The organism is Streptomyces amakusaensis (assembly GCF_039532665.1).
Classification (GTDB): domain Bacteria; phylum Actinomycetota; class Actinomycetes; order Streptomycetales; family Streptomycetaceae; genus Streptomyces; species Streptomyces amakusaensis.
Map to the genome: position 1 here is coordinate 501,110 of NZ_BAAASB010000003.1, position 26,546 is coordinate 527,655.

The 26,546-nt window shown below is 72.4% G+C and carries 20 protein-coding genes and 1 other RNA gene; 5 read left to right on the plus strand and 16 right to left on the minus strand.

The window, feature by feature from the left end; all coding sequences use genetic code 11:
- Window positions 1-49: 49 nt before the first annotated feature.
- From ABD371_RS07390 to ABD371_RS07420, 7 genes are all read right to left on the minus strand, one after another.
- A complete protein-coding gene (locus ABD371_RS07390; RefSeq protein ID WP_003954777.1) occupies window positions 50-331 on the minus strand; it encodes an HU family DNA-binding protein in 282 nt (93 codons plus the stop codon).
- Between the two features lie 585 nt (window positions 332-916).
- Window positions 917-2,344, minus strand: coding sequence for an NAD-dependent malic enzyme (locus ABD371_RS07395; protein ID WP_344474011.1), 1,428 nt, complete (start codon window positions 2,342-2,344; stop codon window positions 917-919).
- Between the two features lie 424 nt (window positions 2,345-2,768).
- On the minus strand, window positions 2,769-5,333 hold the full coding sequence (locus ABD371_RS07400) for a HelD family protein (RefSeq protein ID WP_381733340.1): 2,565 nt from the start codon (window positions 5,331-5,333) through the stop codon (window positions 2,769-2,771).
- A 61-nt stretch (window positions 5,334-5,394) separates the two neighbouring features.
- On the minus strand, window positions 5,395-6,234 hold the full coding sequence (locus ABD371_RS07405) for a zf-HC2 domain-containing protein (RefSeq protein ID WP_344474013.1): 840 nt from the start codon (window positions 6,232-6,234) through the stop codon (window positions 5,395-5,397).
- Entirely contained in the window at window positions 6,231-6,824 is a 594-nt protein-coding gene (locus ABD371_RS07410; protein ID WP_344474015.1) for a sigma-70 family RNA polymerase sigma factor, read from the minus strand. The genes ABD371_RS07405 and ABD371_RS07410 overlap by 4 nt, the downstream gene beginning before the upstream one ends.
- Window positions 6,825-7,030: 206 nt before the next feature.
- On the minus strand, window positions 7,031-7,627 hold the full coding sequence (locus ABD371_RS07415; protein ID WP_344474016.1) for a CGNR zinc finger domain-containing protein: 597 nt from the start codon (window positions 7,625-7,627) through the stop codon (window positions 7,031-7,033).
- Window positions 7,628-7,798: 171 nt separating this feature from the next.
- A complete protein-coding gene (locus ABD371_RS07420; RefSeq protein ID WP_344474017.1) occupies window positions 7,799-9,022 on the minus strand; it encodes a serine hydrolase domain-containing protein in 1,224 nt (407 codons plus the stop codon).
- Between the two features lie 113 nt (window positions 9,023-9,135).
- Here ABD371_RS07420 and ABD371_RS07425 point away from each other — a divergent pair, with 113 nt between their 5' ends.
- Complete coding sequence (locus ABD371_RS07425; RefSeq protein WP_344474019.1) at window positions 9,136-9,321, plus strand: hypothetical protein; 186 nt, start codon at window positions 9,136-9,138, stop codon at window positions 9,319-9,321.
- Window positions 9,322-9,368: 47 nt separating this feature from the next.
- On the opposite strand, the gene ssrA is transcribed toward ABD371_RS07425, so the two are convergent.
- From ssrA to ftsE, 5 genes are all read right to left on the minus strand, one after another.
- Window positions 9,369-9,763: a transfer-messenger RNA gene (gene ssrA / locus ABD371_RS07430) on the minus strand.
- Between the two features lie 88 nt (window positions 9,764-9,851).
- Window positions 9,852-10,340: an SsrA-binding protein SmpB gene (gene smpB / locus ABD371_RS07435; protein ID WP_344474021.1), complete on the minus strand. Its 489-nt coding sequence runs from the start codon at window positions 10,338-10,340 to the stop codon at window positions 9,852-9,854.
- A 47-nt stretch (window positions 10,341-10,387) separates the two neighbouring features.
- Window positions 10,388-11,545 carry a S41 family peptidase gene (locus ABD371_RS07440; protein ID WP_344474022.1) on the minus strand — a complete coding sequence of 386 codons (1,158 nt, stop codon included), beginning with the start codon at window positions 11,543-11,545 and terminating at the stop codon, window positions 10,388-10,390.
- A gap of 67 nt (window positions 11,546-11,612) precedes the next feature.
- Window positions 11,613-12,533, minus strand: a complete 921-nt coding sequence (ftsX, locus tag ABD371_RS07445; RefSeq protein ID WP_190125691.1) for a permease-like cell division protein FtsX — start codon at window positions 12,531-12,533, stop codon at window positions 11,613-11,615.
- Between the two features lie 35 nt (window positions 12,534-12,568).
- Window positions 12,569-13,258 carry a cell division ATP-binding protein FtsE gene (gene ftsE / locus ABD371_RS07450; protein ID WP_190125690.1) on the minus strand — a complete coding sequence of 230 codons (690 nt, stop codon included), beginning with the start codon at window positions 13,256-13,258 and terminating at the stop codon, window positions 12,569-12,571.
- A gap of 248 nt (window positions 13,259-13,506) precedes the next feature.
- Between ftsE and ABD371_RS07455 the strand changes: the two genes are divergently transcribed.
- Window positions 13,507-13,701, plus strand: a complete 195-nt coding sequence (locus ABD371_RS07455; RefSeq protein WP_190125689.1) for a hypothetical protein — start codon at window positions 13,507-13,509, stop codon at window positions 13,699-13,701.
- 142 nt (window positions 13,702-13,843) lie between these two features.
- On the opposite strand, the gene ABD371_RS07460 is transcribed toward ABD371_RS07455, so the two are convergent.
- The 4 genes from ABD371_RS07460 to ABD371_RS07475 form a co-directional block, all read right to left on the minus strand.
- Complete coding sequence (locus ABD371_RS07460) at window positions 13,844-14,902, minus strand: hypothetical protein (protein ID WP_344474024.1); 1,059 nt, start codon at window positions 14,900-14,902, stop codon at window positions 13,844-13,846.
- Window positions 14,903-15,283: 381 nt separating this feature from the next.
- The gene (gene prfB / locus ABD371_RS07465) at window positions 15,284-16,390 is read right to left on the minus strand and encodes a peptide chain release factor 2 (protein WP_190125687.1); all 1,107 of its coding nucleotides are present in this window, start codon (window positions 16,388-16,390) and stop codon (window positions 15,284-15,286) included.
- Window positions 16,391-16,511: 121 nt separating this feature from the next.
- Entirely contained in the window at window positions 16,512-17,798 is a 1,287-nt protein-coding gene (locus ABD371_RS07470; RefSeq protein WP_344474026.1) for a serine/threonine-protein kinase, read from the minus strand.
- Between the two features lie 166 nt (window positions 17,799-17,964).
- The gene (locus tag ABD371_RS07475) at window positions 17,965-19,797 is read right to left on the minus strand and encodes a serine/threonine-protein kinase (protein ID WP_344474028.1); all 1,833 of its coding nucleotides are present in this window, start codon (window positions 19,795-19,797) and stop codon (window positions 17,965-17,967) included.
- A 494-nt stretch (window positions 19,798-20,291) separates the two neighbouring features.
- Between ABD371_RS07475 and ABD371_RS07480 the strand changes: the two genes are divergently transcribed.
- The 3 genes from ABD371_RS07480 (at window position 20,292) to ABD371_RS07490 (ending at window position 26,544) form a co-directional block, all read left to right on the plus strand.
- Entirely contained in the window at window positions 20,292-23,582 is a 3,291-nt protein-coding gene (locus ABD371_RS07480; protein WP_344474130.1) for an FHA domain-containing protein, read from the plus strand.
- A 196-nt stretch (window positions 23,583-23,778) separates the two neighbouring features.
- Window positions 23,779-25,140: an ABC transporter substrate-binding protein gene (locus ABD371_RS07485; RefSeq protein WP_344474030.1), complete on the plus strand. Its 1,362-nt coding sequence runs from the start codon at window positions 23,779-23,781 to the stop codon at window positions 25,138-25,140.
- A 3-nt stretch (window positions 25,141-25,143) separates the two neighbouring features.
- Window positions 25,144-26,544 (plus strand): carbohydrate ABC transporter permease, encoded by a 1,401-nt coding sequence (locus ABD371_RS07490; protein WP_381733348.1) that lies wholly within the window; start codon window positions 25,144-25,146, stop codon window positions 26,542-26,544.
- Window positions 26,545-26,546: the final 2 nt, after the last annotated feature.

Consider the following 26,546-nt stretch of genomic DNA (forward strand, 5'->3'; position numbering starts at 1 on the left):
GGCCGCCCTTGTGATGTTTCAGCGGTCGAACAGTGAAGGCCCAGGGGCCTTACTTGCCCTTGGCCGCTTCCTTCAGCTTCGAGCCCGCCGAAACCTTCACGCTGTAACCGGCCGGAATCTGGATCGGGTCGCCGGTCTGCGGGTTACGCGCGGTACGAGCGGCACGGTGGGTGCGCTCGAAGGTCAGGAAGCCGGGGATGGTGACCTTCTCGTCGCCCTTGGCGACAATCTCGCCGACAGTCTCGGCGAGGGCGGCCAGCACGGCGTCGGCGTCCTTGCGGGTCACCTCGGCGCGGTCGGCCAGCGCGGCCACCAGCTCACTGCGGTTCATGTTCTTACTCCCGTGTTTCTACTTGCCTGTGAGGCGTGAGATCGAAGCCGATGCTGCCAGGGCCCTCTGACAGTCCCCGGACCAGGGTCTGCATCAGACCCTCTCGCCCGGTTACGCATCCTGCCCCCACCAACGGCGGGAACGCCAATCCGGCACCCTCCTGAGTCACACGAAAAGCGCCACTACCACATCGTGGTGACGCTCCGTTCACCAGGCGGGGACTCCGTGGAGCCGCCGGGGCCATGGTCCGCCACCCTAGATCGGCTGCCGGGGCCCGGCATCCCACGACGCGCCGGAGGTCAGGCCATGGGCGCACCGCCCAAGAGGGGCCGTCGGGAGAACTGTAAGTGGCCGCGGAGCCCTCGGCGACCGGGGGGATCCCCCTTGATCGTCCTGGGGCGGCGCTCACGGTCCGTACAGGCCCCGCCCGTGCCCCGGCCGCCCGGAGGGGCTCCGAGGCCGCCTGGGAGCGGCCTGGGGGCGCGCTCCGGGGCCGTCCCCGGGACCGGTCGGGGCATGATCGGACAGGTCGCGCGCGAAAGGGCCGGTCCCCGGGTGTCCGGGCCGGCCCTCCGGCTTCCCGGCCTACTGGTCCTGGGCGACGGGGGCGGCTGCCGCCCTGGCCGCCGTGCGGACGGCTCCGGCCACGGCTCCGGCGACCTTGTCGTTGAAGACCGAGGGGATGATGTAGTTCGGGTTCAGCTCGTCCTCGGTGACGACATCGGCCAGCGCGGTCGCGGCGGCGAGCATCATCTCCGTGTTGACGGTGCGGGACTGGGCGTCCAGCAGACCGCGGAAGACACCCGGGAAGACCAGTACATTGTTGATCTGGTTCGGGAAGTCGGAGCGTCCGGTGGCGACGACCGCGGCGGTCTGGCGGGCGATCGCCGGGTCCACCTCGGGGTCCGGGTTCGCGAGCGCGAAGACGATCGCGCCGTCCGCCATCGCGGCGACGTCCTCCGCGCCCAGCAGGTTGGGGGCGGAGACGCCGATGAAGACGTCCGCGCCGACCACGGCCTGCTTCAGGGTGCCGGTGACACCCTCGGGGTTGGTGTTGTCCGCGATCCAGCGCAGCGGGGACTCGGTGGCGGCGTCGACGAGGTCCTCGCGGCCCGCGTGCACCACACCGTGGATGTCGGCGACCACCGCGTGCTTCACACCCGCGGCGAGCAGCAGCTTGAGGATGGCCGTGCCGGCCGCGCCGGCGCCGGACATGACGACCCGTACGTCGCCGACCGCCTTGTTGACGACGCGGAGCGCGTTGGTGAGCGCGGCGAGGACCACGATGGCGGTGCCGTGCTGGTCGTCGTGGAAGACCGGGATGTCCAGGGCCTCGCGCAGCCGGGCCTCGATCTCGAAGCAGCGGGGCGCGGAGATGTCCTCCAGGTTGATTCCGGCGAAGCCGGGCGCGATGGCCTTGACGATCGCGACGATCTCGTCGGTGTCCTGGGTGTCCAGGCAGATCGGCCAGGCGTCGATGCCGGCGAACCGCTTGAACAGGGCGGCCTTGCCCTCCATCACCGGCAGGGAGGCCATCGGGCCGATGTTGCCGAGGCCGAGGACGGCGGAGCCGTCGGTGACCACGGCGACCGAGTTCCGCTTGATGGTGAGACGGCGGGCGTCCTCGGGGTTCTCGGCGATGGCCATGCAGACCCGCGCCACACCCGGGGTGTAGATCATCGAGAGGTCGTCACGGTTGCGGATGGGGTGCTTGGACGCCATCTCGATCTTGCCGCCGAGGTGCATCAGGAACGTACGGTCGGAGACCTTGCCGAGGACGACGCCCTCGATGCCGCGGAGCTCTTCGACGATCTCCTCGGCGTGCGCGGTGGAGGTGGCCGCGATGGTCACATCGATCCGGAGCTTCTCGTGGCCGGAAGCGGTCACGTCCAGACCGGTCACAGAGCCGCCGGAGGACTCCACGGCCGTGGTGAGCTGGGAGACCGCGGTTCCGCTCGCGGGCACCTCCAGCCGGACCGTCATCGAATACGAGACGCTGGGCGCCGTTGCCATGACCGGGTTCCTCTGCTTTCCCTAGCTTCATTGCTATGCGCCCGCTGCGGGGGCACCCCGGGCGGACGCTTTACCGATGGTCGCACCTACCAGCCGGTAGCCGGTAATAGTGGTCGTTTTGTTTTCGGAAAGCGAATTCCGTGATACGGGAGAAATCTCCCCGGCGGGACCCCGCGAACAGCCCTCGAACGGCCCATGGGGACCCCGGGCGGCCCAACGGCAGCAGGTCCATGCCGCCGGGGAGCCGGTGGCATGGACCTGCTGAACGAAGAGTGAGTGGCACCGACCCGCCATGCTCGCCTCGCGGCAAGTGGTCGCTCGAAGCGACGAAGGTTGGGCCCGGGGGCTTGGATCGAGCCGGTGCCACAACCAGGCTAACAAACCACCCCGGTAAGTGATTCCCCCCGCGCGGGTTGACTCCTCGTCACTCCCGTGCCTGCTCCGAACGGGTCTGCGGGTTCCGGTCCCCGGAAGGGGACCGCTCGCGCCGCCGCCCGCCGGAGCGTCTGCCGCGCGCCTGGCGGGGCGGCTGGCCGCCCGCCTCCTGCTCGCGCGGCGGCTCGGCCGCGTCCGGGCGCAGCAGCCGGGGCACGCCCTCCGCGTCCGGCTCGTCACGGCCGCCCGAGATCACCGTCAGCTCCTGGGTCGCCCGGGTCAGTGCGACATACAGCACACGGAGTCCGACCGCGGAGTTGTCGGCGATCTCCGCCGGGCTGACCACGACGGTCGCGTCGTACTCCAGTCCCTTCGCCTCCAGCGAGCCGAGCGCCACCACCCGCTCGCCCAGACCGGCCAGCCAGCGCGCGGCCTCCTCGCGGCGGTGCATGGCGACGACCACGCCGACCGTGCCGTCCACCCGCTCCAGCAGCCGGCGCGCCTCCTCGCGCACCACATCGGCGAGTTCCGCGTCGCCCACGGCGGCGAACCGGGGCACGATCCCCGTCGAGCGGACCGCCGCCGGGGACTCCATCCCGGGCATCGCCAGCGCCAGCACCCGGGCCGCCAGCTCGGCGATCTCCGCCGGGTTGCGGTAGTTGACGGTGAGCTGGAAGCGGCGGCGCGGACGGGTGCCGAGCGCCTCGTCGCGGATCTCGGCCGCCTCCTGCGGCTCGGGCCAGGAGGACTGCGCCGGGTCGCCGACGATCGTCCAGGTGGCGTGCCGCCCCCGGCGGCCGACCATGCGCCACTGCATCGGGGTGAGGTCCTGCGCCTCGTCGACGATGACGTGCGCGTACTCGGTGCGCTCCGCCGCCAGCCGCTCGGCCCGCTCGCGCTGGGTCTCCTCGCGCTGGGGCATCAGCTCCTCAAGACCGGTGAGCTGGTCCAGCGGGTCCAGCTCGCGCTTCTTCTTCGGCCGCGCCGGGGCCCCCAGCAGCGTCTGGAGCTCGTCCAGGAGAGCCACGTCGTGCACCGAGAGGGGACCCCTGCCGTCCTCGCCGGCCCGCCGGAGCGAGCGTGCCAGCCGCCGGATCTCGCCCGGGTTGAGGATCCGGCGCGCCCAGCGGCCGAGCCGCCGCTCGTCGGCCATGGCGGCGAGCACCCCGCGCGGGGTCAGCTCGGGCCACCACTCGTCCAGGAAGAGCCGGAAGCTGTCCTCGCCGGTGACGTCCTCGTCGAAGGAGGACCGCAGCTCGGCGGCGAGTTCCTGGTCGGTGTGGCGGCCGGCCGCCCCCGAGCGCGACCACAGCGCGTCCAGCAGCAGCCTGCGGGCGCGCGGGCGCAGCAGATTGACCGGGGCGGTGCCGCCGAGGACGTTGTTGCGGATACGGCGCAGATCGTCGGCCTCCAGCTCCAGCCGGCGGCCGAAGGCGACCACGCGGAGCCGCTCGGGCGTGCCCGGGGTCTCCTCGTCGCCGAGGGCGAGCTGTCCGTCCAGCACGGTCACCGTGGGGCCGGGACGCTCCAGCGCGCCCCGGGAGGCGTTGCGGAGGACCTTCAGCATCCGGGCCGAGCCCTTGATCCGCGCCACGGCCGGCTCGTCGTACGCGGTGGCCTCCGCGCCGTCGACCAGATGGCCCACCGCGCGGATGGCGACCTGCCCCTCCTCGCCCAGCGAGGGCAGCACGCCCTCGGTGTAGGCGACGAGCAGCGGGGTCGGCGAGACGATCAGGATGCCGCCCGCGTACCGCCGGCGGTCCTGGTAGAGCAGGTACGCGGCCCGGTGCAGCGCGACGGCGGTCTTCCCGGTGCCCGGGCCGCCCTCCACATAGGTCACGGAGGCGGCGGGGGCCCGGATGACCATGTCCTGTTCGGCCTGGATGGAGGCGACGATGTCGCGCATGGTGTGGCTGCGGGCCTGCCCGAGGGCGGCCATCAGCGCGCCGTCGCCGATGACCGGGAGTACGGAGCCGTCCAGGCGGGCGGTCAGCTCGGGGCGCATCAGGTCGTCCTCGACCCCGAGGACCCGGCGGCCCTTGGAGCGGATGACCCGGCGGCGGACCACCCGGCCGGGCGCGACCGGGGTGGACCGGTAGAAGGGGGCCGCCGCGGGGGCCCGCCAGTCGATCACCAGGGGCGCGTAGTCGGTGTCGAGGACGCCGATCCGGCCGATGTGGAGGGTCTCGGCGATGTCGGCGGTGCTGTCGGGGCGCACCGCGTCGTCGGCGGGCTCCACCGAGGTGAACGCGCCGTCCGGGCCGCGCTCGCCGTCCTTGCCCAGCAGCAGGTCGATGCGGCCGAAGAGGAAGTCCTCGAACTCGTTGTTGAGGCGGCTGAGGTGGACGCCGGCGCGGAAGACCTGCGCGTCCCGCTCGGCGAGCGCCCCGGGAGTGCCGACCTGGCCGAGTTTGGCGGCGTCCTTCATCAGGAACTCCGCCTCGTCGATCTTCTCCTCCAACCGGCGGTAGACCCGGTCGAGATGTTCCTGCTCAACGGCGATCTCGCGGTCCCGGACGGAGTCCTCCGGGGCGGATCCGCGGGCGGAGTCCTCCTGGACTGCGTCCCCCGCGGACTGATCGACAGCGTCGACAGCGGCTTCCTGCGCGGCCACCGAGGCCCCCTTCTGACGTGCACTGGGCAGCCGCCAACCGTACGCGAAGGGGGCGAATCTGTCAGGCGTCGACCTCCACGAGCTTCCTGCCGTCGAACGTACGCACCTCGAAGCGGTCGATCTCGGCATGGTCCATGGCCGCCCCGCCGTGGATGTACAGCGGTCTGCGGGAGGTCTCGTCCGGGCCGTCGGGCAGGCCGTAGCCGCCGCCGGGGACGGCCCAGGAGGTGATGACCTCCTCCTCGCCGGACTTGGAGACGGCGACCAGCAGGCACTTGAGCGGGCCCTTGATGTTCTTCAGCCGGAGGACGGCATGGGTGCCCCAGTCCTTGCGCTCGATGCCGACGGAGGCGTTGACACGGGTCGCGGAGTCGGTCGCCTCGGACTTCCGTTCGATGTCGTGGAAGAAGGCGTGCTCGGCCGGGGTGGGGTGACGGCCCGCGGGCCGGTCCGGTGCGCCCTCCCCCCGGGCGACGGCCACGACGGCGACGGCGGGACCGCCGATGATGAGGACGGCCGCGACCGCCACCAGAAGTCTGCCGCGCCTGCGGGCGGCGGCGCGGCGGGCCGCCACCTCGCCGAGCAGTCCGTTCAGCACCCTGGGGCCCGGCGGCGCGGGCTCCAGGGGCATGAATCGCGGGGGCGTCACATCCGTCCGGCCCACGCGGTCCGTCCGGTCCGTACGATCCACCTGATCCGTCCGGTCCGTGCAATCCGGCGGTGGTGCCCCGGCCAGGGCCGCGAGCATCGGCTCCAGCCCGGAGAGTTCCTCGACGCCGGCCGAACAGGTCTCGCACTCCGTGAGATGCGCCTCGAACGCCGACGCTTCCGCGTCGTCGAGAACACCGAGCACATACGCGCCGACCGCGTCGTGCACGGATTCCCGATCCGGCATGGTCATGCCGTGACCCCCCTCTCCTCCAGCGCGAGTTTCATGGACCGGAGCGCGTAGAACACCCGGGAGCGCACCGTGCCGCTGGGTATGCCGAGCGTCTCGGCTGCCTCATTGACCGTGCGCCCCTTGAAATACGTTTCGAGAAGAACTTCCCGATGCGCGGGTGTCAAATCATCGAGCGCGTCCGAGAGCGTCATCAGCCACAGCGCCTTGTCGATCTCGTCCTCCGCGGGCAGGACCTCCAGCGGCGACGGATCGACCTCCTGCGGCCGGGCCTGCCGGCTGCGGTGACCGTCGATGACGATGCGGCGTGCGACCGTCACCAGCCAGGGGCGGACCGATCCGGTCGCCCGGTTGAGCTGACCGGCGTTCTTCCAGGCACGGATGAGCGTCTCCTGCACCACGTCCTCGGCCCTCTGTCGGTCCCCGGCGACGAGTCGCAGTACATGGGCGAACAGAGGCCCCGCGTGTTCGCGATACAGCGCGCGCATGAGTTCCTCTTCGGGGACCGGGGAGTCACGGCGCGCGTTCTCGCTGCGATGGCGGGTCCTGTGCGGACGGTCATCGGCCACGGCCGCATCTTTGCGCACCTGCAACCTCCCGGTCGAGACCTTGGTGTCGGCGGTTCTCGGCTGACTCCTTGTCCCTCTCTCCTACGGAGAAGGGCGGGGAGGCATTCAAAGCCTGGCCGAAAACATCCGTACCGGGTACGGGAGTTGACCGGTACGAGGTGGGTGCGGGCGGTGTGGGTGGTGCGAATGGGGCGAGCGGGATCAGGGGTGCCCGATGGGCCGATGTCGTCCTAGGTCCGGGCCACCGCGGCGCGGCGGCGATGGCGGGCGACGCGCTCGCGATTGCCGCAGACCTCGCTGGAGCACCAGCGCCGCCGGTGGCCGCGCGAGGTGTCCAGATACACCCGCCGGCACCCCTCCCCCGCGCACTGCCGCAGCCCCGACCGGGCCGCCGGGTCGGTCAGCAGCTCCACCGCGTCCCGGGCCACCGCCGCCAGCAGCGCGCCGCACTCCGGCGGGGTGCCGAGCGTGCGCACCAGAGCGCCGTCGGTGTCCCGTACCGCCCGGATCGCCGGGGGCGGGCCGGCCGCGACCGCGTTGATCCGCTCCAGCGCGGACTCCGCCGAGCGGCCGTCGAGCTCCGCCCGTACCAGCTGGTCGGTCCAGCTCCGCAGCTGTACGAAGCGCTCGACCCAGGGACCGGCCACCGCGCCCACCGGGGTGCCGGCGGGCAGCAGCCCCGTGCCGAGCAGCCAGCGGGCCAGCCGGCCGGCCCCCGCCAGCGGTTCCCCGCCCGCCGATTCGCCGGTGGCCATCAGGTCCAGACAGAGGCGGCCGGAGTCGAACCGCCAGTCGTGGGGAGCCGTACCGGTCGCAGCTGCCGTCATGCGCCTGTCACCGCCTCAAGGTCACTGGCTCGGGGACACCGGGGGGGGCCGGCCCTGGGCGGGCCCGCGCCCCGCCGCGGGTCTCCCTCCAGAGTGCCCGTCCCGGCGGGCGGCCGGAACCCCTCCTTCTGCCGGGATCGGACCGTTTCGCCGGGTGACGGCCGGGGACGGTCAGCGGCGTACGACGTCCGGCGCGATGTCCTCGCGCTCGGCGGGGGCGGCGGTGCGCGCGGTGGCCTGTGTGCCGCAGAAGGCGGCCTCCAGCGTGCGCGGCAGGGTGTTCAGCACGGCGGCGTTGTTGGACGCGTTGGCGAAGGAGGTGACGGAGCGCTTCCCGTCCCCGGAGGTGAAGGAGTAGGTGTAGTACCCCTGCACGGCCCCGGTGTGCCCGTAGACCGAGACCCCGCAGGACAGATCGCGGCGGCGCAGCCCCAGCCCGTACCCCTGGGTGCTGTTGACCGCGGTCCAGCGCCGCATCTGGGTCAGCCGGGCGGCGGAGGTCAGCTCGCCGCGCAGCAGCGCGGAGAAGAAGGTGTTCAGATCGCGGGCGCTGGAGATGATCGCGCCCGCGCTCTGCGCCCAGGACGCCGTCTGACGGGTGGCGTCCACCAGGGAGGTCCCCGAGCCGTCGGAGGTGAGATAGCCCCTGGAGTGCTTCCCGGGGAGGGCGGTGTCGGGGTGGACGTAGAAGGTGTCGGCGAGCTTCAGCGGGGTGATGATCCTCTCCCGGTAGGCCGTGCCGGTGGAGGTGCCGGTGAGCTTCTCGATCAGCATGCCCGCGACCACGAAGTTGGTGTTGGAGTACGCGTAGGCCCCGCCCGGCGAGCCCGTCGCGGCCTTCGCCAGGGAGAGGTCGAGCAGCTGCCGGTGGGTGAAGACCTTGTTCCGCACGGCCTCGAAGCCGGAGACGGTACGGGCGAAGAGGGTGTTGGTGTAGTCGTACAGCCCGCTGCGGTTGCCGAGCAGATGCCGCACGGTGATCCGCTTGTCGGGGAGCGCCCCCGGCAGATGCTTGACGACCGGGTCGTCCAGCTTGAGGACCCCCTCGTCCACCAGCTGGAGCAGCACCACAGTGGTGAAGGTCTTGGTGACGCTGCCGATCCGGAACCGGTCCTCGGCGGTGATCGCCCGCTTGGTCCCCCGGTCCGCGAGGCCCTCGGCCAGCCGGTGTGCCCTGCCATTGTCGTCGACCCTCGCCAGCGCCCCCGGCGCGCCGTTCGCCAGCGCCGAGCGCAGCGCCGCCCTCAGCGCGACCGGGTCGGGAGCCGCTGCGGGCAGGGCCGCCGCGCGCTCCGGTACGGGCGAGGGGGCGTGCGCGGCGTGCGCCGGGGCCGTGAGAAGGGACAGCAGGACCGCGCCGAGCACCGTTCCCGCTCGTGTCGTGCCTGGGACCATGAGGCTGTTCTCCCGTTCCGCGATACGGGCCGGACGGCGGACGCGCGCCCGGCTATCCGTTATATGAACGCCTTGGCCCGCAGCTTGCGTTCGTACGGCTGCCAGGCCCCCGCATGGCCCACAGCGCTCACTCCGGCGCGGGATCGGGCAGCCAGTACGAGGCGTCCCTGGCCGGCCGGCACCGCTCGGGCCGGACGCCCGGTCCTTGCACCCGGCTGCTCTCGGCCCCGGGGGTGCGCGCCTTCGCCGGGGCGATCGCCCGGGGCATCCGGCGGGGGCGCGGGATCGTACGGGCATGACAAAGGCCCGGCTGCGATGGCAGCCGGGCCTTTGCCCACATGGGATGAAGTGGAGATGGCGGGAATCGAACCCGCGTCCAACGGTGCGGAAACAGGGCTTCTCCGAGTGCAGTCCGCTGCGATTTTCTCAGCCCCGAAGATCACACGGACAAGTCTCCGACGGGCTCAGTCACTGTTTGGTTTCCCTCTGGTCCCCGTGACCGGGTCTAGAGGTTTAGTTCCCTAGTTGACGCCAGGAGCCGGGTCGGGAACAGTCCCCGGGCTGACGCTCCATGAGTGAAGGTTCGTTCTACTGCTTATTAGGCAGCGAGAGCGAAGGCTTCGGAGTTATCGCGCTTAGAATTGGCGATTATTGTTTGCGACATATGGTTAACGAGATCATTGCCGCTTCCTCGACTCGCTTCCCCTGCTTCGACATCCGCTGTCGAAACCGATCATCCCCATGTTTATTTTTCAAAATGCGCCCCTGTGGTGGGGGGCAGTGCCATCGTACGTGACCGACCCGGCCGGATGCCAGCTTATTGATCCGGTCACGCACTCCGCTGACGGCGGCGGACCGCCGACATGGCGCGGTCGGCCTCGCGCCGGTCCTGGCGCTCCCGCATGGTCTGGCGCTTGTCGTACTCCTTCTTGCCCCGCGCCAGGGCGATCTCGACCTTGGCCCGGCCGCCCCGGAAGTAGAGCGCCAGGGGCACGATCGTGTGACCCGTCTCCTGGGACTTGGACTCCAGCTTGTCGATCTCGGCCCGGTGCATCAGCAGCTTGCGCTTGCGCCGGGCGGCGTGGTTGGTCCAGGTGCCCTGGGTGTACTCGGGCACATGGACGTTGTGCAGCCAGGCCTCGTGACCGTCGATCTGGACGAAGCCGTCCGCCAGGGAGGCCCGCCCCTGCCGCAGCGACTTGACCTCGGTACCGGTCAGCACGAGACCGCACTCGTAGGTGTCGATGATGTGGTAGTCGTGCCGCGCCTTCTTGTTCTGCGCGATCAGCTTGCGCCCTGGGTCCTTTTCCTTAGCCATAGTGCGTTCATTTTCGCACTACGGCGCAACAGATTTACGCCCAGGATTCAGGAGGCCGCGCCGAGGCCGTCGAGCACGGCCACGGCCCGCTTCTCGGCCCCCTCGGCGGCCGGTACGTCGGGGGTGATGCCCTCGCCGTCGACGTCGTGGCCGGCCGGGGTCCGGTAGTGGCCGACGGTCAGCTCGGCCACCGAGCCGTCGGGCAGCCGGCTCGGCATCTGCACCGAGCCCTTGCCGAAGGTGCGGGCGCCGACGGTCACCGCCCGGCCACGATCCTTCAGCGCCCCGGTGACCAGCTCGGCCGCGCTCATCGTGCCGCCGTCGACCAGCGCGACCACGGGTCTGGCGGTGTCGCCGCCGGGCTCCGCGTACAGCGCGCGCTGCTTCCCCCGTACGTCATAGGTGGCGATCAGGCCGCCGTCGAGGAAGACGGAGGCGGCGTCGACGGCCTCATGGAGCAGACCGCCGCTGTTGCCGCGCAGGTCCAGCAGGACTCCCGCGCCCTCGGGGGCCCGCCGGACGGCCTCCCGGACCAGGCCGCCGGTGCCCCGGGTGAAGGCCGCGACCCTGATCAGCACCGCGCCGCCGTCGAGCCGCCGGACGGTGACGGACTCGGTGCTCAGCTTCGTACGGGTCAGGGACTGGGTCCAGGACCGGCCGGCGCGCTCCAGGCCCAGGGCCACATGCGTACGGTCCCGGCCGCGCAGCAGGCCCACGACCTCGGTGACGGGCCGCCGGTCGACCCGCTCGCCGTCGATGGTGCGCAGCCGGTCGCCAGCCCGGATGCCGGCCCGGCCCGCCGGGCCGCCGGCCCGCACCCCGGCGATCTCGACCAGGCCGTCCCCGTCGCGGCGGGCCACCAGGCCGACGCCCGTGTACTCGCCGTCGAGGGCCTGGCGGAATGTCTCGTACTCGCCCTTGTCGTACACCGCGCCCCAGCGGTCGCCGCTGCGGCTGACGACCTCCTCGGCCGCCTCGGTGCCGGACTTCCCGTCCGCGAGGGCCTCGGCGGCGGCGCGGGCGAGAAGGTCCTGGTCGACGGTGTCGGGGGCCTGGTCCCCGGCGCGCGGCGCGGGCTCGGGACCCTGCTCGCGCGGCAGTGATCCGGTGGCCGCGGCGGAGGCGAGAACGGTCGCGAAAACCAACGTCAGGACCGCCCCGCGGCTGGTGCGGCGGGGCCGGCGGTGATGATCCGGGCCCGGCATGGCGATGAGTCTAGGCGAAGCGAAAGGCGCCGTACGGCTGTTGCCGCACGGCGCCGGAGTGCGCGTGTCACACCTTGAGGTACTTGCGCAGCGCGAGGGAGGCGGCGATCGCGGGCATCAGCAGACCGATCGCGAGCACCAGCGGGAGCTTGGTGAAGACCGCGTCCCAGCCGATGAATTCGATCAGTTGCACCTTGTCCGCGAGGGCCAGGCCGTTGTCGATCAGGAAGTACCGGCCCAGCAGCAGGAATCCGCAGGCGACCGCGCCGCCGAGAAGTCCGGCGAAGGCCGCTTCCATGATGAACGGCATCTGGATGTAGAAGCTGGAGGAGCCGACCAGACGCATGATCCCGGTCTCACGCCTGCGGCTGAACGCCGAAACGCGCACGGTGTTGACGATCAGCATCATCGCGATCACCAGCATCAGCGCCATGACGACGAGCGCGGCCACTCTCATCGCGTTCATCAGGGAGAAGAGGTTCTCCAGGATGTCGCGCTGATCGCGCACCTGGTGGACGCCCTCCCGGTCCGCGAAGGCGCTCGCGACGACCTGGTACTTCTCCGGGTCCTTGAGCTTGACCCGGTACGACTCCTGCATCTGGTCCGGTGTGATCGTCGCCGCGATCGCCGTGTCGCCGTACTGCTCCTTGTAGAGCTTGTACGCCTGCTCGGCGGTCTCGTAATGGACGGTCTCGACAATGGACATCTTCTTGAGGTCGGCCTGGATCTGCTGCTTCTGCTGATCGGTGACCGCGCCCTTGCCGCAGGACGAGCGATTGGTCGTCGCGTCGTTCTTGTTGCAGAGGAAGATCGAGACGTTGACCTTGTCGTACCAGAAATCCTTCATCGTATTGACCTGCTGGCTCATCAGCAGCGCACCGCCGAAGAGCGCGAGCGAGAGAGCCACGGAGACGATGACGGCGAAGGTCATGGTGAGATTGCGGCGGAGACCTACGCCGATCTCCGACAGTACGAACTGGGCGCGCATCGCGTGCGTTCAGCCTTTCCTTGCGCTTTTCTGGCTCAGTGCTGGTAGCCGTAGACACCGCGCGCCTGGTCGCGCACGAGACGGCCCTTCTCCAGCTCGATCACGCGCTTGCGCATCTGGTCGACGATGTTCTGGTCGTGGGTCGCCATCACCACGGTCGTACCGGTCCGGTTGATCCGGTCCAGGAGTTTCATGATGCCGACGGAGGTCTGCGGGTCGAGGTTGCCGGTGGGCTCGTCGGCGATCAGCAGCATGGGCCGGTTGACGAACGCGCGCGCGATGGCGACACGCTGCTGCTCACCGCCGGACAGCTCGCCCGGCATCCGGTCCTCCTTGCCGCCGAGTCCGACGAGGTCGAGGACCTGCGGCACGGCCTTGCGGATCTCGCCGCGGGGCTTGCCGATGACCTCCTGCGCGAACGCGACGTTCTCGGCGACCGTCTTGTTCGGCAGCAGTCTGAAGTCCTGGAAGACGGTGCCCAGCTGGCGGCGCATGTGGGGCACCTTCCAGTTGGAGAGCCTGGCCAGGTCCTTGCCGAGGACATGCACCAGACCGGTGCTGGCGCGCTCCTCGCGGAGGATCAGCCGGAGGAAGGTCGACTTGCCGGAACCGGAGGAGCCGACGAGGAAGACGAACTCTCCCTTTTCGATATCGAGAGAGACATCGCGCAGGGCTGGGCGGTTCTGCTTCGGATAGCTCTTGGACACGTTGTCGAATCGGATCACGGGTGCACCATGGTCGGCCGGGAGTAGGTGTGCGTGACACTACGCGAAGCGGACTCGCGGGCGCAGTCCGCGGCCGGGGTTGTGCGCTTTGTCCCTCCAGTCAAGAGGGCCGCAGGGCGGGGCGCGCCGAAAAGCGCGGGAGCTGGCACAGTGGTAGGGGAACAGTCGCGTTTCCCTGGACGTTGTGGGGAGAGAACTGTGCTTACGGTCCGCGTCTGCGGCTCCGGCGCGCGGGAGGAGGAGAGCGCATGACCTATGACAGATTGGTATGCGCCAACTGCGCGGCCCCGGTCACCGAGGGCCGCTGTCCGGTCTGCCGGGCGAACCGCGCACGGCTCGAACAGGAGCAGGGCGGCCCGTTCGGCGGTCTGAACCCGGCGCTGCTGATGCTGCTGGCCCTGCTGGTGGGCGTGCTGGCGGTGCTGGCCGCGCGCACCGCGTAGGACATCGACACGGAAGGGCCCGGGGTGCTGTGCCACACCCCGGGCCCTTTTCCGTGCTCTTCACCGACTCCCGTACGTCACGGCTTTGACACCGTGGGTGACGGGAGCGCGGGGGTACGCGTCGACCCGTGCCGTGCCTGGATCAGGCGGCGGCGCGGTTGCCGCCGATGAGGCGCGGCAGCATACGGAAGCCGATGCCACCGGCGATCATGGTCGCGGCGCCGATGAGCAGGTAGGTGGTCTCCAGCGCGCCGGTCTCGGCGAGCTCCTCCTTGGCCGCACCCTGCTCGACCGGCTGCGAGCCGGCGTTGTTGGTGTCGGTGTTGTCGGCGCACTCGACGCCGTCGGCGTTGACGGTGCAGTCGGAGCCGGTGTCGCCACCGCCGTTGCCGCCCGTACCGCCGGTGTCGCCCGCTTCACCGTCGACGGTCTCGCCGCCCGTGCTGCCGGTGTCGCCACCGTTTCCGCCCGTACCGCCCGTACCGCCCGTACCGCCGGTGTCGCCGCCGTTGCCGCCCGTGCTGCCACCAGTGCCGCCCGTGTCGCCGCCGGTACCGCTCGTGCTGCCGCCGGTACCGCTCGTGCTGCCGGTGTCGCCGCCGGTACTACCCGTGGTGCCCGTCGTACCCGTGGTGCCGGTCGTGCCCGTGGTACCCGTCGTACCGGTCGTACCCGTGGTGCCGGTCGTGCCCGTGGTACCCGTCGTACCGGTCGTACCCGTGGTGCCGGTCGTGCCCGTCGTACCCGTGGTCCCGGTGGTGCCCGTCGTACCCGTGGTGCCGGTCGTGCCCGTCGTACCGGTCGTGCCCGTGGTGCCGGTCGTGCCCGTCGTACCGGTGGTGCCCGTCGTCGTGGTACCCGGGTCACCCGTAGTGGTCGTGCCCGGGTCACCGGTCGTGTTACCGGTCGTGCCCGGATCGCCGGTGGTGTTACCGGTCGTGCCCGGGTCACCGGTGGTGTTACCGGTGGTGCCCGGGTCGGTGCCGCCGATGCCGCCGACGGTGCCCGGGTCGCCGGTGGTGTTGCCGCCGGTGGTGTCGCCGGGATCGTCGTCCGAGCCGACGCCGAGACCGGCGTCGGCACCCACATTGAAGTCGGAGCTGACGGCCGAGGCCGCGCCCGCGGCGGTCAGGGACGCTCCGGCGACGATCACCGCACCGGCGGCGATTCGCGCCACACGGAGCCGCATCTTCTTCGTCATCTAGCTGCTACCCCCAGTAGCTAATCGTTCAATCGAGCAGGGTCCGGGGCGGTGATCCGCCGGGGAGTTCGCTTTCCCCTCGGTTCACATCGGCCCCGGAAACACGCATGCCGCGCGCAACCCTTCCCAGTTTCCCCAGACACGTCAAGGCAGTTGTGCGTGCGATGTCCGCAATAGAGACGCTTGCCCGGCGTGCGGGGATGCAACTGTGACATAAGAAGGAGGAGAGGGCGGAGAGAGCCGAGTTACCTTGTCGACAAAGAGAGTTGATTCGGGGATTTCACTCGTCCGAATGAATTCATCGGGGAGCGGCGAGAGACTCTTACGCGAAAGGCGCCGGACCCCTGAGGAGTCCGGCGCCTTTCGTGCGAAGAATCGGTGTTACTTCTCCTGGCGCTTGCGCCAGCGGATCCCGGCCTCCAGGAAGCCGTCGATCTCGCCGTCCAGCACCGCCTGCGGGTTGCCCACTTCGAACTCCGTGCGCAGGTCCTTGACCATCTGGTACGGGTGCAGAACGTAGGAACGCATCTGGTTGCCCCAGGAGTTGCCGCCGTCGCCCTTGAGGGCGTCCATCTTGGCGCGCTCCTCCTGGCGGCGGCGCTCCAGCAGCTTCGCCTGGAGGACGTTCATCGCGCTCGCCTTGTTCTGGATCTGGGAGCGCTCGTTCTGGCAGGAGACGACGATGCCGGTGGGGACGTGGGTGATCCGGACCGCGGAGTCGGTGGTGTTGACGCCCTGGCCGCCGGGGCCGGAGGCACGGTAGACGTCCACGCGCAGCTCGGCCTCGTCGATCTCGACATGGTCGCTCTGCTCGACCACGGGGAGCACCTCGACGCCCGCGAAGGAGGTCTGGCGGCGGCCCTGGTTGTCGAAGGGCGAGATGCGCACGAGGCGGTGGGTGCCCTGCTCGACGGAGAGCGTGCCGTAGGCGTACGGGGCCTTGACGACGAAGGTGGTCGACTTGATGCCGGCCTCCTCCGCGTAGGAGGTCTCGTAGATCTCGGTGGTGTGGCCGTGGCGCTCGGCCCAGCGGATGTACATGCGCTGGAGGCGCTCGGCGAAGTCGGAGGCGTCCACGCCGCCGGCCTCGGCGCGGATGTTGACGAGGGCCTCGCGCTCGTCGTACTCGCCGGAGAGGAGGGTGCGGACCTCCATCTCGTCCAGGGCCTTGCGGACGTCGGTCAGCTCGGACTCGGCCTCGGCGAGCGTGTCCGCGTCGTCCTCGGCCTCGGCCAGCTCGAAGAGGACGGAGAGATCGTCGATGCGACCGCGGAGCGCCTCGGTCTTGCGCAGCTCGGCCTGGAGGTGGGAGAGCTTGCTGGTGATCTTCTGCGCCGCCTCGGGGTCGTCCCAGAGGGACGGGGCCGCGGCCTGCTCCTCGAGCACGGCGATGTCTGCCCTCATCCTGTCGAGGTCCAGGACGGCCTCGATCGACCCCATGGTCGAGGAGAGGGACTTCAGCTCTTCGGATACATCGACGACTGCCACGGGTCCAGCGTAACGGCTCCGGGGAACGTTCCCGGCGGGTCCCTGTCATACGGGCCCCGGGAGGAGCGCTCCCCGGGGCCCCTCGGGGGCTTTGCCGGGGCCTTCGGGGGCCTTCTGCGGGCTAGGGGCCGGTGGGGGTGGAGTGGCGGGAATCCCTGGCCGGAGGGGTGTTCTCGCCGTCGCCGACGGCCAGCCAGCCGCCCACGCCGAGGGCCGCGGCGAGGGCCAGGCCCGCGACGCCGAGGGTGATCCGGCGCTTGCGCACGGCCCGGGAGACCCCGCCGGGGCGCGGGCCGGAGGCGCCGGACGTTCTGCCGCCGGTCTTGTTGCGGGCCGAGCCGGGGCGGGGCTGGCCGGGGGCGCGGGGCGCGCGTGCGGTGCCGTGGGCGCCGCCCGCCAGCTCGTCGGGGGCGGGGACCCGCATGGAGGTGTGGGTGTCGCGGTTGGAGTCGGCGGGGGCCGCGCCGGGGACGAGCGGGACCGCGCCCCGGCGGCGCGCCTCGGCCGCCGGTTCGGGGGCGGGCTCCCGGTAGGGCTCCGGCTGGGGTTCGGTGCCGGGCTCGTCGACGTCCAGCGGGGGCATGCCGGCCAGCATCGGCAGCAGATCGCGGAGGCGTACGCCCAGCTCGGAGGCGCGGAGCCGGGAGGCGGGGGCCTTGGCGAGGCACTGGACGATCAGCTGCCACAGCTCGTCGGGGATGCCCGGGAGCGGGACGACGGTCTCGGTGACATGGCGGCGCAGGACCGCGCCGGGGTGGCCGCCGCCGAAGGGGGTGAAGCCGGCGAGCAGCTCGTAGAGGACGGTCGCGAGGGCGTAGATGTCGACGGCGGCGCGCGGCGGCAGGCCTTCCACTATCTCGGGGGCGAGATAGTCCGGGGTGCCGATGATGCGGCTGGACTTGGTGCGGCGCGGGGTGTCGATGAGCTTGGCGACGCCGAAGTCGGTCAGCAGCGCGGGGTGGGAGCCGGCCGGGCCGAGGGGGCCCTCCATGTCGAGCAGGATGTTCTCCGGCTTGACGTCCCGGTGGACGACTCCGGCCTTGTGGGCGACGGCGAGGCCGTCGGCGACGTCCGCGACGATCGCGACGGCGGCCTCGGGGGCGAGGCGGCGCTCCCGGTCGAGACGGGTGCGCAGATCGGTGCCCCGGATCAGGTCCATGACGAGGGCGAGGTCGTTGCCGTCGACGACGAGGTCGCGGACGCCGACGATATGGGGGTGGTCGAGCCCGAGCAGGGCGGTGCGCTCCTGGACGAAGCGTCCGACCAGCTCCTGGTCGGAGGCGAGGTCCTCGCGCAACAGCTTGACGGCGACGGGCCCGTCGGGGCCCTCACCCGCCCAGACCGTGCCCGCGCTGCCGCGCCCGAGGATCTGGTGGGCTGTGTACCGGCTGCCGATATTCCGTGCCAAGACTGCTCCCTCAGCGGCTGGCGTCGTCCCTAACGTACGCGGGGATCCGGAGCGTGTGTGCCCCGGATGGCACCAACCTTCACTTCTCCGGGCGAAATCAACCCGCAGAAGTCGACATGTCTCTTCGGTGGCCGGGTCCGGTCCCTCGACCGGCCCGGCCCGGCGGCTACTGCCCGCCGCCACCGCTCGACGCGCCGATTTCGGAGATCCAGTCGGAGACCGCCGAGATGCCGTCGCCGATCGCGTGCCAGTACCCCTTGCCCTGGGCGACCCAGTCCTGGAGCGGGGTCAGCTCCCAGACCAGCCAGCCGGCGACGACGAGCATGAGCAGGGAGACCAGACAGCCCTTGAGGCAGCCCAGACCCGGGATGCGGGTCGGGTTGGCGCTCCGCTGACGCGGCGGCCTGGGCTCCCGCCGCTGGGGCTGCTGGGGCTGCTGAGGTGCCTGCGGCTGCTGCGGCGGCGCGTACGGCTGGGGCGCGTACTGCTGCTGTTGCGGCTGCTGGGGCTGGAGCTGCGGGCGCTGCCGACGGGGCTGGGGGCGCTGCTGGGGCGGCTGCTGAGGCTGCTGGGGCGGCGGTTGCTGCTGGTAGGGCTGCGGCTGGTGAGGCTGCTGGTAGGACTGCTGCTGATGCTGCGGAGGCGCGTACTGCTGCTGGGGCGGCTGCTGGGGCTGGCGCTGGGGGCGTCGTCGCAGCGGGTCCTGGCTCGGGTCGAGGTACTGGACCTGGGTCTGCTCATTGCGGTCGCGGGCGGCCTGGAGCTGGGACTGCCAGGGGTGCGGGTCCCCCGGCCCGGGCTGCGGCGAGCCGTCCGGGCGCGGCGGCACGGGCGGCATCACGGCGGTCGGGTCGGCGGCGCCCGCTCCCGCTCCGGTGTGCGGCAGCACGCTCGTGGGGTCCGCGGCTCCCGCGGCCCCGGCGGCTCCCGTGTGCGGCAGGACGCTGGTCGGGTCGGCCGCGCCGGCCGGGCCGCCGGTCTGCCGCATCATGCTGGTCGCCGCGTTCGGGTCGAACGAGCCCGCGTTGCCCGGCAGCACCTGGGTGGGGTCGGCGGCGCCCGGGGTGGGCGGGACGGGCGCGGGGGACGGGTCCGGCGTGAGCAGGGCGGCGACCCCGAAGGCCGCGTCGGCCTGGGCGGGCGTGGAGTGGACGCCGACCCCGGCCGCGACCGTGCGCAGCGCGCGGGCGAGGCTCTCGGCCCCGGGCCGCTCGCCCGGCTCCTTGCTCAGACACCGCTCGATGACCGTCCACAGCGGCTCGGGGACGGTGGTGGGGCGGCGGGGCTCCTCGGTGAGATGCCGGTGGAGCACCTCGAGGGCGGTGCCCCCGGCGAACGGGGGACGGCCGGTGACCAGCTCGTACAGCAGGATGCCCGCGCCGTAGATGTCGACGGCGGAGGTCTGCGGGCGGCCCTCGGCGGACTCGGGGGCGACATAGGACGGGGTGCCGACGAACTCATGGGCGCGGGTGAGGCCCGGGGAGTCCGCGAGGCGCGCGATGCCGAAGTCGGTCAGCATCGGGTGCATCTGGCCGTCGGGGTCGGTCTTCAGCAGGACGTTCGCCGGCTTGAGGTCGCGGTGGACCACGCCGTCGGCGTGGCTGGAGGCGAGCGCGTCCGCGACCTGGGCGGTCAGCAGGGCGGCGGCGACCGGGGTGAACGGCCCGTTCTCCCGGAGGTGGCGGTGCAGGTCGGGGCCGTCGATCAGATCCATCACCAGGGCGAGGAGGTCTCCCTCGACGACCAGGTCACGGGTCCTGACGATATTGGGGTGGGTGAGCCGGAGCAGGACGGAGCGCTCGCGCAGAAAGCGCATCACGATGTCCGGGTCGTTCGCCAGCTCCTCCTTGAGGACCTTGATCGCGACGGTCTCGCCCGGCTGGCCCGGCACGGCCGCCTCGGCGCCCGCCGTCTCGCGCTGACGGGCACGCCAGACGGTGCCCGTGGCACCGCGTCCGAGCGGCTGCTCCAGGAGGTACTTGCTGCCTACAGGCCGCACGTCATGCGCTCCCTGCTGATCGTGGTCCTTGCGTGGTCCTTGCGTGCTCCGGGCCCGCGGTGACTCCGCCCGGGTTTCCGGACCACTTTAGTGCCGCCGGGTGCGACACCGGCGGTTTGTCCACAGGCCGCACCCGGTGAGCCGTCCGGACGATCTTCGTCCGGCACGCTCCGGGCCCTCGCGGCGGTGCGCGGCGGCCCGGACGCCACGGGAGGAAGACGCCCGCACGGGGGAGAAGGTTGCCGGAGCGGGGGTGCCGTACACATCACACCGGCGGCGGGGAGAACCCAACCAGGCACTTTTCCGTCCGGAGCGGACCAATCAAGATCACTTATTGGCGGTACCCGGGCGTGTTGTCAGTGGCAGGTGCGAGGATGCCCTCAGCACGGAGCCGTGGGGGCGGGAGCCCTGTGGCCCGTGACGACCTGCCGGGTGGGGGCGGTTCGAGGCGGTCCCCCGCCGGGCGCCCCGTGCAGAAGGGATTGCTGACGGCGATGCAGATCCGGCTGACCGTATCCGCGCCGCGCGGCGGGCAGTCCGCGGCGGGAAGCGCGTCCGGGTCCGGCGCGGCTTCCGGGATCCGAGCGGGCTCCGGCTCGCGCGGGCGCTCGGGCGCGCGCGCGTGCGACGTCCTGGTCACCGCGCCCGCCGGCACGGCGCTGGCCGCCGTGGCATCGGCCCTGGCGACGGCCGTCGCCGGGCCGGACGCCCACGGCCCCGTCGTGGTCTACGCGGGCGACGAGCGCCTCGACGCCCAGCGCCGGGTGCTGGGCGAGCCGCCGCTGGTCGACGGGGCGGTGCTCTCGCTCCACTTCCCCGGCGAGGCCGAGCCGCCCGGCACGGACACCTCCGCGCAGCTCCATGTCGTCGCCGGGCCGGACGCGGGCGGGGTGCATCTGCTGCACGGCGGCCGGATCACCGTCGGCCGCTCGGCCGAGGCCGATGTCCCGCTGGCCGATCCCGATGTCTCTCGGCTGCACTGCGAGGTGACGATAGGGGACGACGGCCGGGTCACCGTCGCGGACCTGGGCTCCACCAACGGCACCTCGCTGGACGGCAGACCGGTGGGCCCCGGCCCGGTGCGGCTGCCCCCGGGCGCGCTGCTGCGGCTGGGGGAGTCGACGCTGCGGCTGACGCCCGGCGGGCGGGTCCCGCCGCTGGTGACGGTCCCCGACGGCGAGGGACATCTGCGCGTGCCGGTGCCCGCCGCCGTCGGCACGGAAACGGACACGGGCGCGGACGCGGGCGCGGAATCCGAGGACGCATCGGGCGGGCCGGCCGAAGGCCCCGAGGGTGTGGCGAGCACCGGGGAGTCCCCCGACGTCCGCGCGCCCCTGTCCACGGGCGGGGCGGCCGGTCCGCGGCCCGCCCGGGGGCTGACCTCCCGGGTGCCCGCGCAGTACGCCCCGGTCCGCTCGGCGGGCTCGGCGGGGTCGGCGGGGTCGGCGGACGAGGAGCCGGACGGCTCGGGGAGCGGGACGGGCGGCGCGGGCGGCACCCACGCGGCCCTGGCCGTCCCGCCCGTCCCGCTCCCCGAGCCGCCGCGCAAGCGGGGCATAGGGGCCTGGGCCCGAAGGCTCGCCGGGGGCCGGGAGGAGCCCGTGGAGCCGGTGCGTCCGGAGCCGGAGCCCCCGGTCCCCGCCGCGCCCGTCTCCGACATCTGGCCCGACCCCGCCGCCGTACTCCTCACCGCGCTCGGCCCCGGGCCCCGGCTGTGGGAGCGCGGGCCCGCGCACCCCGAGTCGCTGGTGCTGCGGCTGGGCACCGCCGACCGCGACGGGCTCTCGTCCGTACCGGTCACCGCCGGTCTGCGGGAGGCCGGATCGCTCGGGCTCGCCGGGCCCCGGGAGCGGCTGGCCGGGACCGCCCGCTCCGCCGTGGCCCAGCTCGCCGCGCTGCACGCGCCCGCCGATCTGGAGATCGTGCTGATCAGCGCGGACCGGGCGCGGAGCCTGGAGGAGCGCAGGGCCGAGTGGTCCTGGCTCGGCTGGCTGCCGCATCTGCGCCCCGCGCACGGCCAGGACTGCCGGCTGCTGCTGGCGTACGACAAGGAGCAGGCCGCCGCGCGGACCGCCGAGCTGGTCCGGCGGCTGGACGAGGGCCCGCTCGGCCCCGGCTGGCCCAGCGCCGACCGCGACACGGTGGCACGGGCGGCGGCCGGCCACGAGGGCCCCCGTACGGTCGTCGTCGTCGACGGAGACCCCGGCTCGGCCGCGCTGCGCGAGACCACGGCCCGGCTGGCGGGCGTGGGGCCGGCCGCCGGAATCCATCTGATCGTGCTGGCGGAGACCCCCGCCGCCTCGCCGCTCTCCCCGATAGCCGCCACCTACGAGACGGCCTGCGAGGCCTCGCTCGCCTTCCGCGAGTGCGGCGCGGTCGCCATACTCAGCGGCGATGTCGCCACCGCGCTGCGGCTGCTGCGCACGGCCGGGGGGCTGCCCGCCGGCCAGGGCGTCCCGGCCGCCGTGGACGCGGTCTCGGCGGCCTGGGCCGAGCGGTTCGCACGGGCGCTCGCCCCGCTGCGCACCGAGGGCACGGGCCCCGGACCGAGCGCCGCGACGGCGCTGCCCCGGTCGGCCCGGCTGCTGGACGAGCTGGGCCTGGCCCGGGCCACCCCCGCCTCGCTGATGGCGCGCTGGGCCTCGGGCACCTCCGACGGGGCCGTGGTGCTGGGCGCGGGCCCGGACGGCCCGGTCGCCCTCGATCTCACCGAGGACGGCCCCCATCTGCTGATCGAGGGCCCGCCCGGCAGTGGCCGCACCGAGCTGCTGCGCTCGGTCGCCGCCTCGCTGGCCGCCGCCGGCCGGCCCGACCGGGTCGGGCTGCTGCTCGTCGACGGAGCGGGCGGCGGGCGCGGCGAGGGGCTCGCGGTCTGTACGGAGCTGCCGCATGTCGCCGAGCATCTGGTGGCGAGCGACCCGCTGCGGATGCGGGCCTTCGCGCAGGCGCTGGGCGCGGAGCTGAAGCGGCGCGCCGAGCTGCTGGGCGGGGTGGAGTTCGCCGAGAGCCAGACCCGGCGGCAGGTCGCGGAGCGGCTGGTGGGCCAGCGCCCGCCCGCCCACTCCCCCGGCCCTCCCGCGCGCTCCCCCGCCCCCTCGGTCTCCGCCCCGGCCCCGACCCAGGCCTCCGCGACCGCCTCCGCCTCCGCAGGGCAGCACGAGGGCACGGCGCGGGGCGATCTCGAATCCCCGCCGAGCCGCACGCTCCGGCTGCGTCCCGGCGCGCGCAACCGCGTCCCGGCCCTCGCCGATCGGCCGCTGCCCCGGCTGGTGGTGCTGGTGGACGACTTCGACGCGCTGGTGGCACCGGCCCTCGGGAGTACGGGGCGGCCGGCCGCCGGTTCGGTGGTGCGGGCGCTGGAGGCCGTGGCGCGGGACGGCGCGCGCCTCGGGGTGCATCTGGTGGCGACCTCGGCCCGTCCGGAGCGCACCGCGGACACGGAGCCCGCGCGCGGCGCGCGGCTGCGGGTGGTGCTGGACGCGCCGCCCGCTTCGGCCCGGCCGGAGGATCCCGTTCCGGGGCGTGGCAGGCTGATTCTCCCGGACGGCCGGGTGACGCCCTTCCAGGGCGGCCGGGTGACGGGCCGCATTCCGCGCACGGCGACGCTGCGGCCGACCGTGGTGCCGCTGGAGTGGGAGCGGATGGGCGATCCGCCCACCAGCCGTCCGGTGCGCGAGCTGGGCAACGGGCCGACGGACCTGGCGCTGCTGGCGAGCGCGCTGGAGCGGGCGGCGCATCTGGTGGACGCGGCCCCGGTGCCGCCGCTCTCCCCCGTACACCCCTGACCCTCCCCGGGGCGGTCCTCGGGCGCTCCGGTTGGCAAGGGGTGAACCGGCCAGGCTCGGCGGGCGCGTGGGCGAGATCACCTCACGGAGGGATCACGAAAGGCTCTCGGGTCGCCCGGGCGGTATTGCGGGCCCCCGGAGCCGGGGCATACACCTGTCGGGCAACGGGACAGCGCACGCGAGAGACGGGGCAGAAATGCGCACAACTCTTCGCACGGGCAGGGCCGCAGCGGTATTCGCCGCCGTCGCCGCACTCACCCTCGCCGCGTGCGGCGACGGGGGCGGCGGCGAGGAGGGCGGCAGTGGGGGCAAGAGCGGGACGCCGAGTCCGCCCGGGGTGGAACTCCCCCGGCTGGACGGCGAGAAGATCCAGGTCACAGCGGTGTGGAGCGGGCCTGAGCAGGAGAACTTCGTCAAGGTTCTCGATGAGTTCGAACGGCGGACCGGGGCCGAGGTCACCTTCGTGCCCGCGCAGGACCCGATCGTCAACTTCCTCGGGACGAAGATCGCGGGTGGCAGCCCGCCGGATGTGGCGATGCTTCCGCAGCCCGGGGCCGTCCGGCAGACGGTGGAACGGAAGTGGGCCAAGCCGGTCGGACCGGCGGCCCAGGTGGAGCTGGCCGAAAACTACTCTCCGGGCTGGCAGGCGATCGGCCAGGTCGACGGGAAGCAGTACGGCGTCTACTACAAGGCCGCCAATAAATCGCTCATCTGGTACAACAGCGCCGTCTTCGAGAACGCGGGCGCGCGGGAGCCGAAGACCTGGCAGGAGTTTCTGACCACCGCCGAGACGATCTCCGCCTCGGGCGTCACCCCCGTGTCGGTCGCGGGCGCGGACGGCTGGACGCTCACCGACTGGTTCGAGAACATCTATCTCTCCCAGTCGGGTCCGGAGAAGTACGACCGGCTCGCCGAGCACGAAATCAAGTGGACGGATCCCTCGGTGCGGGAGGCGCTGACCACCCTCGGGCGGCTCTTCGGCGAGGAGGCGCTGATCGCGGGCGGGGCGGACGGCGCGCTCCAGACCGAGTTCCCGGCTTCGGTCACCCAGACGTTCACCGGCGGGGACCAGCCCAAGGCCGCGATGGTCTTCGAGGGCGACTTCGTGGGCGTCAACATCGCGCAGACCGACGCGGAGATCGGCAAGGACGCCAAGGTGTTCCCGTTCCCGGCGGTCGGCGCGAAACCGCCGGTGGTGACGGGCGGCGACGCCGCCGTGGCGCTCAAGGACAGCAAGGGCGCGCAGGCGCTGCTGACCTTCCTCGCCTCGCCGGACGCGGCGGGGATCCAGGCGGCCGAGGGCGGTTTCGTCTCCCCGAACACATCGCTGGACCTGGCCGTGTACCCGAATGAGGTGCAGCGTTCCATCGCCAAGGCACTGATCGCGGCGGGCGACGATTTCCGCTTCGACATGTCGGACCAGATGCCGCAGTCGTTCGGCGGGACGCCCGGCGAGGGTTTCTGGAAGCGGCTCCAGGACTTTCTGAAGGACCCGGAGGATGTGGCGGGAATCCAGCGGAAGCTGGAGTCGGACGCCGCCAAGGCGTACAAGGACTGAGGGGTGTCCACCGCGACGACAGCGCGCGGACCGGCGGATCCGGCGGATCCCGCCGCCCCCGCCGCTCCACGGCGCAAGAGCGTGACAGGCACCCGTAAAGCCCTCGCGGCCGGTTTTCTGCTGCCGGCGCTGGTGCTGCTGGGCGCGCTCGTGGTCTACCCGATCGGGTACTCGGTCCACCGGTCCTTCTTCGACGAGTCCGGCGGCGGTTTCGCGGGCTTCGACAACTACGCGCGGATCTTCACCGACGACAGCATCCTCGTCGCGGTGAAGAACAACGCGGTGTGGGTGGCGGTCGCGCCGGCCGTGGCGACGGTGCTGGGGCTGATCTTCGCCGTGCTGACCGAACGGGTCCGCTGGGGCACCGCGTTCAAGCTGATCGTCTTCATGCCGATGGCCGTCTCGATGCTCGCCGCCGGAATCATCTTCCGGCTGGTGTACGAGCAGGATCCGGACCGGGGCGTGGCGAACGCGGTCTGGGTCGGTGTGCACGACAGCTTCGCCGAGTCGGGGGGATTCCCCGGGGCGCGTCCGCTGCCGGTGCATCCGCTGAAACCCGGCGGCGGGGGTTCGTACCTCACCGAGAAGCCGGTGAGCGCGGCCGAACCGGCGCTGCTGCCGCTGGTGGGCGTCGCCCCGGCGCGGATGCCGTCCGGCGCGCGCCCGGCCCGGGACCCGGCGGCGGGCGCGGCGGAGAAGGGCGCGGCGGCGGAGGGCGCGGCGGCGGAGGGCCGGATCACCGGTACGGCCTGGCTGGACTTCACCCGGGGCGGCGGCGGCCGGCCCAATGTGGTGGACGCCCGGGAGCTGGGGCTCAAGGGCATCACGGTGGAGGCGGTGCGGGACGGCGAGGTGGTCGCCACCGCCCGGGCCGGGGCGGACGGCGGTTTCTCGCTGCCGGCCTCGGCGGACGGCGCGCTGCTGCGGCTGCCCGCCGAGAACTTCCGGGAGCAGTACAGCGGCGTCAGCTGGCTCGGGCCGTCGCTGGTGACCCCGGCGATCATCGGCAGCTATGTCTGGATGTGGGCGGGGTTCGCCATGGTGCTGATCGCGGCGGGGCTCGCGAGCGTGCCGCGCGAGCTGCTGGAGGCCGCGCGGATCGACGGCGCGAACGAGTGGCAGGTCTTCCGCCGGGTGACGGTGCCGCTGCTGGCCCCGGTCCTGGCGGTGGTGCTGGTCACGCTGATGATCAACGTTCTGAAGATCTTCGACCTGGTGTACATCATCGCGCCGGGCTCGGCCCAGGACGACGCCAATGTGCTGGCGCTCCAGCTGTACCGGTCCTCGTTCGGCTCGGACGCGCATCTGGGGGTGGGCAGCGCGATCGCGGTGCTGCTGCTGTTGCTGGTCATCCCGGTGATGTTCTTCAACATCCGCCGTATGCGAAGGGAGAGCCGCCGATGACC

What these genes read in the sequence shown, in the direction of transcription:
- ABD371_RS07460 (WP_344474024.1), bottom strand. Translation starts at nt 14,902, where the DNA reads ATGACGAAGAAGATGCGGCTCCGTGTGGCGCGAATCGCCGCCGGTGCG.
- ABD371_RS07395 (WP_344474011.1), bottom strand. Translation starts at nt 2,344, where the DNA reads ATGGCAACGGCGCCCAGCGTCTCGTATTCGATGACGGTCCGGCTGGAG.
- ABD371_RS07480 (WP_344474130.1), top strand. Translation starts at nt 20,292, where the DNA reads ATGCAGATCCGGCTGACCGTATCCGCGCCGCGCGGCGGGCAGTCCGCG.
- ftsX (WP_190125691.1), bottom strand. Translation starts at nt 12,533, where the DNA reads ATGCGCGCCCAGTTCGTACTGTCGGAGATCGGCGTAGGTCTCCGCCGC.
- ABD371_RS07405 (WP_344474013.1), bottom strand. Translation starts at nt 6,234, where the DNA reads ATGACCATGCCGGATCGGGAATCCGTGCACGACGCGGTCGGCGCGTAT.
- ABD371_RS07390 (WP_003954777.1), bottom strand. Translation starts at nt 331, where the DNA reads ATGAACCGCAGTGAGCTGGTGGCCGCGCTGGCCGACCGCGCCGAGGTG.
- ABD371_RS07420 (WP_344474017.1), bottom strand. Translation starts at nt 9,022, where the DNA reads ATGGTCCCAGGCACGACACGAGCGGGAACGGTGCTCGGCGCGGTCCTG.
- ABD371_RS07440 (WP_344474022.1), bottom strand. Translation starts at nt 11,545, where the DNA reads ATGCCGGGCCCGGATCATCACCGCCGGCCCCGCCGCACCAGCCGCGGG.
- ABD371_RS07425 (WP_344474019.1), top strand. Translation starts at nt 9,136, where the DNA reads ATGGCCCACAGCGCTCACTCCGGCGCGGGATCGGGCAGCCAGTACGAG.
- smpB (WP_344474021.1), bottom strand. Translation starts at nt 10,340, where the DNA reads ATGGCTAAGGAAAAGGACCCAGGGCGCAAGCTGATCGCGCAGAACAAG.
- ABD371_RS07455 (WP_190125689.1), top strand. Translation starts at nt 13,507, where the DNA reads ATGACCTATGACAGATTGGTATGCGCCAACTGCGCGGCCCCGGTCACC.
- ABD371_RS07485 (WP_344474030.1), top strand. Translation starts at nt 23,779, where the DNA reads ATGCGCACAACTCTTCGCACGGGCAGGGCCGCAGCGGTATTCGCCGCC.
- ABD371_RS07415 (WP_344474016.1), bottom strand. Translation starts at nt 7,627, where the DNA reads ATGACGGCAGCTGCGACCGGTACGGCTCCCCACGACTGGCGGTTCGAC.